Genomic DNA, 11954 nt, shown 5'->3' with positions numbered 1-11954 from the left:
GGGGCAGGTGGAGCACAGGGGCCAGTCGAGGCAGGCCGGGCAGAGGTCTTCGCCGGGGACGCCGCAGCTGGCGCATTCGACCATTGCGCGGTAGGTGAGGGCTTCGGTGACGGTGCGGGCCGCGGGCCCCGTGGACGACCGCGCGGACGTCGGGGAAAAGGGCAGTTCATCGTCCAGGACGTCCTCGGGGTGGTGCGGGCTGGTGAGTGTGGCGGGTAGGCCTGCGCGGCGCACAGGCGGGCGGCGATGATCGCGCCGACGCTGGTGCGCACCGGGGTCCGCGGGGGGCGGCCGGCGATGATGTGGCGCAGTTGGGTGCTGGTCCCGCCGGATTCCAGCATCACGGTCACGACGCGGCCCTGGTCGGTCAGTGCTTTCCCGGTCAGCAGCAGCTCGGGCTGAGCGGCTCGATCTCCCAGCAGCAGCTGGATCCCGGGATGCATCTCATCGGCCGCAGGCACGGGCGGGATAGCCGGCGAGGTGTCAGGCGCCGACGGCGCTGCGGCTGGGGGCGCTGCTGCGTCCGGCAGGCCCGTCCCGGAGGAGACCCCAGCGCTGGCGGCACGGGTGCGGGGACGGAGGGGTCTGGATGATCAGTTATTGCGGTCGCATGAGATCCAGGTCCTCGCCCCATGCATCGAGCACCTCGCCGTGTCCGGCCTCCCGGGCCGCCGCCTCGACACGGGTGAACAGGTACCGCTGCAGGGATACGTCGCCTGTTGCCGACACGCGGTCCACGGCACGGAGCAAGCCGTCGGTGTCCCAGCCCGGAAGCGGGTGCCGGGCGAGCTCCCACTCCAGGTACTTGTTGTAGGGGCGGGGACGCCGGTCGAGAGCGAAGAGCAGCTCTATCAGGAACCGGATGCTGTCCGCGGCGTCGAGGCGAGCGGCGAGGTCCTGGCCGTCTCGGTGGTTCTTGACGGAGCGGTAGAGCGAGTTGGCGTAGGCGTCGAGCCAGCCACCGGCGTTCTGGAATGCCTCATCGGCACCCAGGCGTGCCTTGTCGGCGAGGATCCGGGCGATGTCTCCGTCGAGCCGGTCGAGCACGATCCGGGCTCGGGCGAGGGCGTAGCGTTCTGAACCGGGCATTCCGGCTGCGCGGAACTCGGTGAGAGAGACGATGACGAGGTCCAGTTCGGCGGTGCGGTGGCCCGCGAGCCGGGTGAGATCGGTCGTGGCGTCATCGGCGAGGACCACGTACAGATCGTGGTCGGAGTGCTGGGTGGTCATGCCGTCGTGGGCTCGGGAACCCTTGAGGACGAGGCCGACGACGGCCGGGTCCGCGGTGGCGAGTTCGACGAGTGCGTCGTAGGTGAGTGGCTGCTGAGCAGTCATGGTGCGTATCTCCGCGAGGTATGACGGGTATGCCTGTTGGGGCGGCCCCTTCGTCGAGGGCCGCCCTGGACCGTCTGCGGCTGCACAGGGCCGCCGCCCGGAAGATCAACGCACATCCGGACCCTACCTTCGGCCGGGCCGTGGGGCAGGGCATTCGGGGACACGTCACGTCAGCCCGCCGGCCCCCTCGGTCACACGGAGCCGAGCTTCTGGGGTCGCGGACGCGGTCGGCGGGCACCGGGACGGTCGCCTCGATCCCGCGTCTGCGCGGGTAGGACCCAGTTACGGCGGGAGACGTGTCTGCCTGGGCACGAAGTTGCGTGACAGTCCCCGCCCGGGTGCCATCGTGCTGTCAGCGGCGGACCAAGCCGTAGACCCGGGTCGCCGGTCCCCGGTCCCGGTCCTCGATCCCCGGGCCCACGGCGTTGGCGACAGACCCCAGTCGCATCACGCGCTGACCACCGTCGGCTCCCGACCCGAGGGGCCGTCGTGCTCCGAGGGGCGCGCCCGCGTTCGCCGCGCCCCTCGGCTCGGTCCGGGCGTGTGCCTACGCCGCGTCCTCGGTGAAGTCCTCCTCCAGGAGGCCCTCCTCGCCGACGCCCTCCGCTTCCATCATCGCGGCGCCGAATCCGCCCAGGATCTCGTCCATGTCGAGCTCGGTGGCGCCGGCCGGGGCCGTGGGAGCCTGCCCCTCGCTCATCCGCACCACCAGGCCCAGCTTCTTCACCTTCGCGTCCTCGGCCAGCTTGGCGAGATCGACGTACACCTCGGTCAGCTCGCCGTTCTCGAGCGTGAAGTCGGCCGTGACCTTGGTGTTCGGAGCGTCCTTGAAGTCCTTCTCCGTGGGCATCTCCGCACCCGGCGGCAGCTTCTTCGCGAGCGGACGGATCTCGTCGAAGAACTCCGTGATCAGCGTACGGAACGGAGCGGTGGCGGTGATGTGCTCGGAGCCGTCCTTCTCACCAGCGCTCTTGAAGTCGACCTCGCGGGCGATGGTCTCGCGCAGCGCCTCCAGCAGTCGCTGCTGGGTCCTGGCGTCGAGGGTGGGCTCCGGCGAGGGCTTCGCGCCGGGCTCCGCCCCCATCTCGGCGGCGGTCCTCTCCATCTCCTTCATGTCGATCTTCACCCACTTGCCCTCGAGCACATCCTTGAGCCCGCTCGCCCCCGGGGGCAGGTCCTTCGCCGACGGCACGGGTGCGCCCATCACCTTGCCGAGCGAGTCGATGTCGGAGCGGATGTAGGTGTGGTCGCCGATGACCCGGTATTCGATGAGGTCGCCGTCCTTGGTGCCGACCTTCATGGCCATGCCGACGTAGTCCTTCTCGCCGGACTCGTCGAGCGGCTTCTTCGACTGCACGGTGACAGTGATCTTCGCGCCACTCAGCAGGTCGGCGACCTCGTCGGGCATCTCGTCGCCGGGCTCCGGGTCCGTCGAGGCGTCCAGCGCCCTCAGGCTCTGGGCGTCGGTGTCGAGGCCGAACTCGAAGGAGATCGACTTCTCCTTGCCGAGCTTCTCGAAGGCCTCGTCGAGCTTCTTCCCGGCGGACAGCTGTTCCACGGTGCCGCAGGCGGCCGAACCCGCCAGAACGGCGCCGACGACTGCGGTGGCGGTCAGGGTCTTGCGTATGGCGGTGATGATGGTCTCCTCGTCAGTGCGATCACGGTGTGATCGTCGGCAAGACTCGTGACACCGCCGAATGGTTGCCCTGGCCCCTCGACGCGCGCACCGCACGGGACGGGCTCACACGGGGTCAGTCCGCGCTGAGGACGAAGCTGGTGCGTGCGTCCGGGATGAAGAGGGAGTCGAGCGAAGCGGTGGCGACATAGACGCCGGCCTCTGCCTTTTCTGTGATGTCGCAGGACTTGTTGGGCAGGCGGTTCCAGCGGTAGGTGACTACGGCCGGGGTTTTCGGTGATGCAGCGATCCATCGGTCCCGGGGCTGCGCGGTGCAGGACGTCGAGCTCCAGATCGGCAGGTTGTCGAGCGCGGGTGCGATGGAGAGCTGGACCGACTCAGGGATGACATTGACCCTGCATGCGGATGGGCTCGTGATGTTGAGAACGAAGGTCGGGGTGTGTTCCGCGTGGTAACTGTTCCGTGCCGAGGTCAATCTCAGTGTCACCGAGGAGTCGGTTTCCGTGCAGCGGGGCAGGCGCATGATGGCCTTCGAATTCACTGCCTGCTTGCCGAGATCCGGTGAACCGTCCGGCTGGCGAGCGGGGGCGGAGGAGCGGTTGCTGGGTGGAGCGGTGGTGGTCTGCGCGGGTGCGGACGACTTCGAGGAACCGGCACCTTGCCGGTCTCCGTCGGGCCAGGACGCCCAGAGTGCGTAGCCGATCCCTCCGGCGAGGGCGGATCCCGTGACGGCCAGCAGAGCTACGCGTGTCCAGAGGTTGCGGGGACGGCTCGAGCGCCGCATCGCCCGGTCCAGTGTCCTGTTGCTTCGCTCCAGGTCCCGCAGGATCGTCTCGCGCCGCTTGGGGTCCCGCAGGATCGTCCTGCGCCGCTCGGGGTCCCGAGGGACGCGGTCGGCGGAGCGGCCGTCGCGGACCTGAACGGGCGGATCGTCCGCCTCGCCGACGCGTCGGAGGACAGGCTCTTCGGAGGACGGGTTGAGCCCGGTCACCGCCCGGTTGTGGAGATGAACGTGGCGAGCAACCCCGTTCTGAGCGAACTGCTGCGGTTCGGGGCTCCCGCGCTCACGCAGGCGGTGTCTGACACGCTGCCAGACGTCGTCCACGCTCAGCGTGGGCCCCGCGCCCATGACGCCGCGATCCAGAATGTCGATCAGTGCGCCGGTGAACTCCGGGTACGCCGCCTCGGGCGGTGCGAAGGAGGGCCTGGTCGGCGGAGCGGACGTCAGGACACAGTCACCGTAGTCCGTGTCGTCGATCTGTTGCGCCTGGCGTTCGTCCAGGGCACGGGCCAGGTCGGCGCGGGTGGGTGTGGTGGAGGCGGACATGGCACCCGCCAGGCCGCTGTAGCAGCAGTCGAGGACGGTGAGGCGGTATCGAGCCCGGTGACCGGACTGTCGCAGCACGTTGCGCAGTGCCCGGTAGGAGACCGTCCCGATCTCGGGCTGATCCGCGTCGGCTCCGGCCAGCGCCAGGTACAGCCGCTCCGCGCGGTCACGCAGTCCGTGCCCCGCGAAGTACACCAGCAAGGTGTCCGTGGCTTGCCGTGCTGCGCCGTGCACGGCTTGCAGGATCTGGTCCGTGGAGGACTCCGCGCCCAGCTCGGTGACGTGTTCGGGCGGCAGACCCCACACGGTCCTGTCCCGCAGCAGGGTGGCCAGTCGCCTGGCTCCGGCTGCCGCGGAGGGCAGTGGCTTGAGATCGGGGTGCGTGTAGGCGCCGATCCCGATCAGGACGGCCCGGCTGTGAGCAGGGTCAGGAACCGGCATTACCCGTGCTCTCGGGTGGCGAGGCGAGGGCCCGAGCGATGCGCACCGCATCCTGCTCGGTGCCGTTCTCCACCACTACGCGCACGTCACCGTGCTCGATCACCATGCGGGCGCCGGCCCTGAGGCGTGGCGGCAGGGAGGCCCGGAAGGACTTGTGGGCGTAGACCAAGGCGGTGGTGGAGAAGCCTGAGGAGATCGCGAGACTGATCCATTCGACCAGGTCACCGGACATCGCACCGTCAGTCGACTCCGGACGGACCCGGCGGATGCCGGTGTGCAGGGACACGGCCCGGTCCTGTGCGAGCCAATCGGCGAAGTCGCCGGTCAGACGTGCCGCTGCCTGCCCGTCCGGACCTTCGTCGCTTGAGTCGCCTGCCTCGATCCGTAAGCGCACCCCCGCTACCCCCTGAACTCGCTGGTCCGTCAAGGCACAGCCGCCGGCCACGCGCCACGGGTGTGCTTTCCCGGGAGTGGCCGCCACCACCGTAAGGCCCGTTCCTGGCCCGCACACGGGAAAGAGCGAAATGACCGCTCCAGCCCGCCGGCGAAGCCGCTGAACTTCCGAACACCGCCGACGCGGCGCGACCTGGAAGCGCAGGCCGGGCCAGGTCCGGCTACGTCGCGCGGAACCGTCCCTCCTCCACCTCCGCCACCCGTCCTTCGCTCAGCAGCCGGTGAAGGTGCTGTACCGCCGTTCTGCGTTCCACCGGTCCGACGTGCGGGCCTTCGACGTGCGGCCGGTAGACCAGGCGGTGCCCGACGATCTCCTCGACGGTCCGGGGGTCGCCGAGGAACGCCAGGAGTGACGCCTCACGCTTCTCCACCACGCCGGCGAACGTGCCGAGCCGGCGCCGGAACTCCGCGGCGCCCTCGATCACGCCCTTCTGGTGGGAGGTGCCGTACCAGCGTGCGTCGATCTCCCCGCACCGGCGCATGGACGCCTCGAAGTCCGCGAGGCTGCTGCCGACGTCACCGTAGTAAGGGCCGAACGACGTCAGATCGATGTCCGCGACGAAGAGGAAGCCGTCCGGCTCGATCAGGAAGCCGCAGTGGCCCACGGTGTGCCCGGGGAGGTGGACGACCGTCACGGTGCGCCCGCCGAGGTCGAACACGGTCCCTTCCTCGAAGCCGGTCGCGTCCGGACGTCCCCGGACGTGGAAGTGGTCCCGCACGGTCGCGTCGGCCTCGTCGGCCGCGTCGGGCGGGAGGCCGTATCCGGCGATCAGCGCCGCGCGGGACCGCAACGCGGGCAGGTCGTCCTCGTGGATGTGGACGGGCACGTCGTAGCTGCCGAGACCGGCGATGTGGTCCTCGTGCGCGTGGCTGACGAGGACCAGGTCCGCGGGCGGTGCGGTGCCGACGAGCGACAGCGACGGATCGACGACCAGGGATGCCGTCGCACCCCGCACGAGCAGCGAGTTGGCGTGCGGATAGGCACCCAGGCGAGCGCCGACCAGCACGCCGACCGCACCGTAGTGTGCCGCTGTGTGTCCCGTGGGGGGCATGGTCGTCACTCCTGTCGTTGGCATGGTGCGCGGGCCGACCCTGCGGCCGAGTCCGCCGAGGAGGAGCACCGACGGCACCCGGATCAGCCCGGAGTGTGGAACGGATACCAGCCGCGACTCGGCTCGGGCAACAGCTCGTACGAGACGCTGTTCACCCGTTCGTGAGTTCTTCCCTCGCCGGATCGACCCGGGAGCAAGGCTGGATGTGGTGGCGCCGCATGACGTCACCGGCGCTGTGGGAGGGGAGAGCGGGTGACCGGGGACGGTGGACGCCGTGACGGCCTGGACGAGCATGCGGTGCTGCTGGTGGCGGGGCTCGCCGATCTCGCGTTGAGCACGGTGGGGTCGGCGTTGGGGACGATACGGGGGCTGTTACGGCGCTCGGACGCGGCGCAGCTGGCGGCGGATGCCGAGCGGGACCTGATGGCGCGCGGCCGCCTGGCCTTGGACCGGTACGCCGCGGTCCCGCCGGCCCACCTGGAGATCCTGGCGCAGCAGGTCCTCGCCCGGCGGGCGGGTGACGGTGACTGAGAAGTGGGACGTGTCTGCCTTCAAGGCGCGCGTCGACACGGTGCTGCGCGGGTTCGTGGGCGCCGAGGCGGACCAGTTGGCGGACATCGACGCGGAACTCGCTCCAGTGGCGGAGCAACTGGAGTCGGTGGTGGCGGAGGGCAAACGGCTGCGCGCGGCGTTCTGCTACTGGGGGTGGCGGGCGGCCGGCCAGCCGGACAGCGAGGCCATGGTGCGGGTGGCGGCTTCCATGGAACTGGTGCACGCCGCGGCCATCGTCCACGACGACCTCATCGACGACAGCCCCCTGCGGCACGGCCGTCCCACCGCTCACCTGGCCCTGCGGCCCGCCGTCGCCCACCGGCCCGGCGCGGCGCGCGGGGCACGGTCGCTGGCGATGCTCGTCGGCGACCTGCTGATGTCGCTCGCGGGACAGCTGTTCGCCACCAGCGGCCTGCCCGCCGCCTACCTCGGCCGGGCCCGCCCGCTGTGGGGCACCCTGGCGCGGGAGCTGATCGCGGGGGAGTGCCTGGAGATCCTGCACACCGCCGGCCCTCCCGACACGGCGGCCGCCCTGAAGGTGATCCGCTACAAGACCGCCAAGTACACCGTTGAGCACCCCCTGCTGATCGGGGGCGTCCTGGCGGGGGCCGGCGACGACCTGTGCTCGGGGTACCGCGCCTACGGCCTGCCGCTGGGGGAGGCGTTCCAGCTGCGCGACGACCTGCTCGGCCTGTTCGGGGAGGAGCGGGTCACCGGCAAGGCGAACGGCGACGACGTACGCGGCCACCGTCCCACCGCGCTGCTCGCCGAGGCGTGGCGGCTGGCCGGCGAAGCGCAGCGCGAGCGCATGCGTGAGCTGCTCGGCCGCCCGGACCCCGACGGTGAGGGTGTGCACGAGCTGCGGGAGCTGATGCGGCGGCTGAAAGCGCCGGACCGTGTGGAGGCCATGATCACCGAGCGTGTCGACGAGGCGCTCGCCGCCCTGCACGCGCTGCCGCTGCCCGCGGCTGCCGGCACGGTCCTGTGCGCCCTGGCGCACTCGGTCACGCGCCGCCAGTACTGACCCGCTGTCCGGCCGGCACCGCCGAGGACACAGACGAAGGAGTGCTGTCATGGCCCACACCGAGGCGTCGCTGGACGCCCTGCGCGACGCGGGCGACGAACTCGCCGACGCGACCGTGGCCACCCTCTTCGAACGGGGGGAGGTGGGCCAGTTCAACACCCTGATGCGGTACGTCTCCACCGTGGGAGCGCCGCTGCCGGACGGGCTGCCCCAGGTCGCCCGCGAGTACCTCGAGGTGACCGGCGCGCCACCCGCGTGGGTGGACTGGGGCGAGATGGAGCGGGCGCGGCTGTTCTTCATCGACAACAACGTGCACATCTCCACGGCGCTGTCCTTCGCGTCCATGCCGGCCTGCTACGTCGTGCCGCACGTGGCGAAGCTGCTGTCGGCGACGCACTCGCTGAAGTACCCCGCCAAGCGGATGGCGGAGACGGGCCAGTTCACCGTCCACCTCATGCAGCCCGACGCGTTCGAGGCCGGCAGCCGCTTCGTCCCCGCCGCGCAGAAGGTCCGCCTGCTGCACGCCTCCATCCGCCACCACCTCCGGCGGGAGAACCGCTGGGACACGGCCGCGCTGGGCGTGCCGATCTGTCAGGAGGACATGATCGGCGGGCAGATGTTCTTCTCCCTGCTGGTCCTCGACAGTTTGCACCGCCTCGGTGTCCACATGACCGAGGAGGGCGCGCACGCCTACTTCTACGCCTGGCGGGTGGTCGGCGCGATGCTCGGCGTCGACCAGGACGCCGTACCGAAGACCCTGGAGGACGCGCGCCGGTTCCTGGACCTCTACATGCTCCGGCACATGGGTCCGTCGGAGGAGGGCGCGCACCTGACGCGGCAGCTGATCGACCTGTACGAGGAAGTCGTCCCGGGAACGTTCTTCGACCCGATCGTCTCCGCGCTCATCCGCTACCTCGTCGGCGACACCTGCGCCGACTGGCTCGATGTGCCCAAGACGGCGTGGGACACCGTCGTCAAGGCCGCCCCGCATCTCCTCGGCGTCCTGGAGACCATCGAGGACCGCTCGCCGCTCGGCGCGTGGGCCCTGGACCGTCTCGGTCACCTCACCACCGTCTTCGAGCTGTCCTCGCTCACCCGCGGACGGGTCATGCACTACGCCATCCCGGAGCACCTGAAGAAGGACTACGGCGTCCCTGATACGGTGCCGCGCACCCGCCGCTGGGACCCGCCGGCCGCCACCGTCACCCCATGACGCCCGAGGCACGGGAAGCCCGCCTCCCGGCGTGTCGGGCGTTCCCGGCGGCGTAGGCAAGGCCTTCGGGGTTATCCGGAAGGTATGGCGAGGCTGCATCTTCCCGGGCGCAAGGCGCACCAAGGCCGCGGTGAGGCGCGGGCACCCGAAGTGCCGACGCCCGAGGAGGCCGGGCCCGGGCCCGAGGTGGAGCGCCGGGAACCGGATGCGCCGACGAAGCTGCCCAAGCGGGCCTGGGGGGCCGTCCTCAGGGGCACCCTGCGGGAGTTCAGGGACGACGAGCTGACCGACCGCGCGGCGGCTCTGACGTACTACGGCGTGCTGTCGCTGTTCCCGGCGCTGCTGGTGCTCGTCTCCCTGCTCGGTATCGCCGGCAGGTCGGCCACCGACACGGTGCTCGGCAACCTCGAGCAGCTCACGCCCGGCGCGGCCCGCACCATCATCACCGGGGCCGTGGAGCAGCTCCAGGGGAACGCCGGGGTCGGGTCCGTCATGGCGATCGTGGGCCTGGTGCTGGCCGTCTGGTCGGCCTCCGGCTATGTGGCGGCGTTCATCCGAACCTCCAACGCCGTCTATGACATGCCGGAAGGCCGCCCGATGTGGAAGATCCTCCCGATCCGCGTCGCGCTGACGGTCGTGCTGATGGTCCTCGCGGTGATCAGCGCGCTGATCGTGGTCTTCACCGGTGGTCTGGCCGGCCGCGCCGGGCAGGCGCTCGGCATCGGGGACACCGCGCTGACGGTGTGGTCGATCGCCAAGTGGCCTGTACTGATTGTCCTGGTCACCATCATGATCACGATCTTGTACTGGGCGAGCCCGAACGCCAGGGTCAAGGGCTTCCGGTGGATCACCCCCGGCAGCGCCCTGGCCCTGGTGATGTGGATGATCGCCTCCGCCGGGTTCGCGATCTACGTCGCGAGCTTCGCCTCCTACAACAAGACCTACGGCACCATGGCCGGCGTCATCGTCTTCCTCGTCTGGCTGTGGATCACCAACCTGGCCATCCTGCTGGGCCTGGAGTTCGATGCGGAGATCGTACGGCAGCGGGCCATCGCGGGCGGTCTGCCGCCGGGCCGGGAGCCCTACACCGAGCCGCGCGACACCCGGACCTGGAACGCGGAGGACGTGCGCCGGCTGGACGACGTGTGATCGTCGGGCGGCAGGCGGGAGAGGCTGATCACGGGCACGAGCAGGCTTGTCCCGGCGCACTCCGGGATACATGGGGTTCATGAGATGGCTGACGGAGCTGGGCGAGTTCGACCGGGTGATGACACAGCAGGCGGCTTCCCGCATCCCGCCGGGCGTCGGCAAGGTGCTCTCGGCGGTCGAGGAGACCGCGGAGAGCAGCAAGCTGTGGTGCGCCGCCGCAGCGGCGATGGCATCGCTGGGCGGATGGCGCGGGCGGCGGGCGGCGGCCGCCGGCCTGACCGCCCTGGTCGTCGCTCAGCTGGTCTCCAACGGCCTGTGCAAGCAGCTGGCCGACCGTCCCCGGCCGCCCAGGGAGTGGTTCCCTCACGACGAGGTCGACGACCGCCCCGACTCCTCCTCCTTCCCGTCCGGGCACACCGCCGCCGCGGTGGCGTTCACCGCCGCCGTGGCACCCGCCTGGCCCGCCGCCGGAGCAGCGTGTGCGGTGCCCGCCGCCATGGTGGCGCTCGAGCGGGTGCAGAGCGGCGCCCATTACCCCAGCGACGTGGCCGCCGGAGCCGCCATCGGCCTGGCCACCGCCTGGCTCACGCGCCGTGCTCCCCATCTGATCCTGCGCCATGGGATCTGACGGTCTCCGGCACGTGGGCCGAGTGGACTCGAAGAGAACGTGCCGAGACCACGGTGACGTGACTGTGTGGCGGATGCCGGCGGCGTACCGGCCCGGTGTACGGCCTGCCGTGGCCGGCGGGCAGTCAACCAGGGACGGCACGGTGCCGCTGGGGACGACTCACCAGTAGTGACGGCGGCCGGCGACCGCGTGTCCCATGGATCCCATGATCCACAGAATCGCGCCGATGACCGCCAGGATGATCCCGATCGTCCACAGGATCGATATGCCGGTGACGAATCCAACGACCAGCAGGATGATTCCGAGGAGGAGCATGATCGCCTCCTATGACGACAGTGCTGCTACCACTGTGGACCGAAGTACCCCTATTGGGAAGTTTTTACCTCTGCCGCATCGGTCGCGCCGTCCCCTTCGATGACGGGCTCGATGCCGCCGGCCGGCCGGTGAACCCCTCGGCGGGGGACGGCCGGCACCCGCCCGGTGACCACGGCCCGACCGGCTCCTCCCGGTGGATCACGCGGCCAACCCGCGAGGCCCCGGTTCACCGAGTGCGGCGCGGCCGGCGGCCGGGGCGTGCGGTTCCGGCGCTCACCGCTCGCGAGGGGCGGGTCCGCGTGCCCGCCGTCGCGCCCCGCGCCACCCGCGCCTCCGGTTCCTTCCATCAGGGGCCACAGGGAGTAGTCCGCTCCGTGGGCCTCCGCTCCTCTAGGAAGATCGAACCGCGGCGCACGCGCCAGGGGCACGCACTGTGATGTTCCGGCGACGCGCGCAGCCCCGATGAGAGCGACGAACCAGAAGAGGGGGCCGAATGCATCTGACTCCGCATGAGCAGGAACGCCTGCTGGTCCACGTGGCGGAGGATGTCGCCCAGCGGCGCCGCGAGCGCGGACTGCTGCTGAACTACCCGGAGGTCATGGCGCTGTTGACGGCGCACGTGTACGAGGAGGCACGGGCCGGGGCGACGGTCGACGCGGTCATGGAGTCCGGCCGGCATGTTCTCCAGCGCGGCGAGGTCATGGACGGCGCCCCGCGACGACATCTCCGCCAACCTCGAAGCGGTCGAGCGACGCGAACGGGCCCTGGCCCCGGTGGACCTGGTCCTCATCGAGTTTCCGGAGGGGACAACCTCACCGCGACCTTCTCC

General features: G+C 70.6%; 11 protein-coding genes and 2 pseudogenes. 7 read left to right on the top strand and 6 right to left on the bottom strand.

Annotation, left to right across the window (positions count from 1 at the left end; translation table 11 throughout):
- Window positions 1–597 precede the first annotated feature (597 nt).
- The 5 genes from CCN42_RS12415 to CCN42_RS12395 all read right to left on the bottom strand — a co-directional run bounded on the left by CCN42_RS12415 (window position 598) and on the right by CCN42_RS12395 (window position 6244).
- A complete protein-coding gene (locus tag CCN42_RS12415; protein ID WP_086735380.1) occupies window positions 598–1335 on the bottom strand; it encodes a hypothetical protein in 738 nt (245 codons plus the stop codon).
- 547 nt (window positions 1336–1882) lie between these two features.
- Window positions 1883–2893 carry a hypothetical protein gene (locus CCN42_RS12410; protein WP_086735378.1) on the bottom strand — a complete coding sequence of 337 codons (1011 nt, stop codon included), beginning with the start codon at window positions 2891–2893 and terminating at the stop codon, window positions 1883–1885.
- Between the two features lie 193 nt (window positions 2894–3086).
- Entirely contained in the window at window positions 3087–4739 is a 1653-nt protein-coding gene (locus tag CCN42_RS12405) for a caspase family protein (RefSeq protein WP_158102083.1), read from the bottom strand.
- Window positions 4726–5133, bottom strand: a complete 408-nt coding sequence (locus CCN42_RS12400; protein ID WP_143661901.1) for an effector-associated constant component EACC1 — start codon at window positions 5131–5133, stop codon at window positions 4726–4728. Before CCN42_RS12400 ends, CCN42_RS12405 begins: the two co-directional genes overlap by 14 nt.
- A 220-nt stretch (window positions 5134–5353) precedes the next feature.
- Complete coding sequence (locus tag CCN42_RS12395; protein ID WP_086735373.1) at window positions 5354–6244, bottom strand: MBL fold metallo-hydrolase; 891 nt, start codon at window positions 6242–6244, stop codon at window positions 5354–5356.
- Between the two features lie 252 nt (window positions 6245–6496).
- Here CCN42_RS12395 and CCN42_RS12390 point away from each other — a divergent pair, with 252 nt between their 5' ends.
- The 5 genes from CCN42_RS12390 (at window position 6497) to CCN42_RS12370 (ending at window position 10810) form a co-directional block, all read left to right on the top strand.
- On the top strand, window positions 6497–6775 hold the full coding sequence (locus tag CCN42_RS12390; RefSeq protein WP_086735371.1) for a polyprenyl synthetase: 279 nt from the start codon (window positions 6497–6499) through the stop codon (window positions 6773–6775).
- A 10-nt stretch (window positions 6776–6785) separates the two neighbouring features.
- Entirely contained in the window at window positions 6786–7820 is a 1035-nt protein-coding gene (locus CCN42_RS12385) for a polyprenyl synthetase family protein (RefSeq protein WP_422641160.1), read from the top strand.
- Between the two features lie 49 nt (window positions 7821–7869).
- Window positions 7870–9033, top strand: a complete 1164-nt coding sequence (locus CCN42_RS12380; RefSeq protein WP_086735369.1) for an oxygenase MpaB family protein — start codon at window positions 7870–7872, stop codon at window positions 9031–9033.
- An 84-nt stretch (window positions 9034–9117) separates the two neighbouring features.
- On the top strand, window positions 9118–10182 hold the full coding sequence (locus CCN42_RS12375) for a YihY/virulence factor BrkB family protein (RefSeq protein WP_086735367.1): 1065 nt from the start codon (window positions 9118–9120) through the stop codon (window positions 10180–10182).
- Between the two features lie 79 nt (window positions 10183–10261).
- Entirely contained in the window at window positions 10262–10810 is a 549-nt protein-coding gene (locus CCN42_RS12370; protein WP_086735382.1) for a phosphatase PAP2 family protein, read from the top strand.
- A 159-nt stretch (window positions 10811–10969) separates the two neighbouring features.
- Here the strand turns inward: CCN42_RS12370 and CCN42_RS43245 are convergent, their stop codons facing one another.
- Window positions 10970–11125: a DUF6131 family protein gene (locus CCN42_RS43245; protein WP_086173352.1), complete on the bottom strand. Its 156-nt coding sequence runs from the start codon at window positions 11123–11125 to the stop codon at window positions 10970–10972.
- Window positions 11126–11618: 493 nt separating this feature from the next.
- On the opposite strand from CCN42_RS43245, the pseudogene ureA reads away from it, so the two are divergent.
- Window positions 11619–11840: pseudogene (ureA, locus tag CCN42_RS12360) on the top strand (urease subunit gamma); the annotation flags it as partial.
- Window positions 11830–11954 (top strand): annotated as a pseudogene (locus tag CCN42_RS44365) (urease accessory protein UreG); the annotation flags it as partial. The pseudogenes ureA and CCN42_RS44365, both read left to right, overlap by 11 nt.

The sequence above is a fragment of the Streptomyces glaucescens genome (assembly GCF_002154375.1).
Classification (GTDB): domain Bacteria; phylum Actinomycetota; class Actinomycetes; order Streptomycetales; family Streptomycetaceae; genus Streptomyces; species Streptomyces glaucescens.
The sequence above is the reverse complement of the archived record's forward strand: the minus strand, read 5'-3'. Positions and strand labels throughout refer to the sequence as shown.

Bases quoted from the DNA above. Each gene is read 5' to 3' on its own strand.
- CCN42_RS12415 (WP_086735380.1), bottom strand. From the start codon at position 1,335: ATGACTGCTCAGCAGCCACTCACCTACGACGCACTCGTCGAACTCGCC.
- CCN42_RS12405 (WP_158102083.1), bottom strand. From the start codon at position 4,739: ATGCCGGTTCCTGACCCTGCTCACAGCCGGGCCGTCCTGATCGGGATC.
- CCN42_RS12395 (WP_086735373.1), bottom strand. From the start codon at position 6,244: ATGCCCCCCACGGGACACACAGCGGCACACTACGGTGCGGTCGGCGTG.
- CCN42_RS12380 (WP_086735369.1), top strand. From the start codon at position 7,870: ATGGCCCACACCGAGGCGTCGCTGGACGCCCTGCGCGACGCGGGCGAC.
- CCN42_RS12375 (WP_086735367.1), top strand. From the start codon at position 9,118: ATGGCGAGGCTGCATCTTCCCGGGCGCAAGGCGCACCAAGGCCGCGGT.
- CCN42_RS12370 (WP_086735382.1), top strand. From the start codon at position 10,262: ATGAGATGGCTGACGGAGCTGGGCGAGTTCGACCGGGTGATGACACAG.
- CCN42_RS43245 (WP_086173352.1), bottom strand. From the start codon at position 11,125: ATGCTCCTCCTCGGAATCATCCTGCTGGTCGTTGGATTCGTCACCGGC.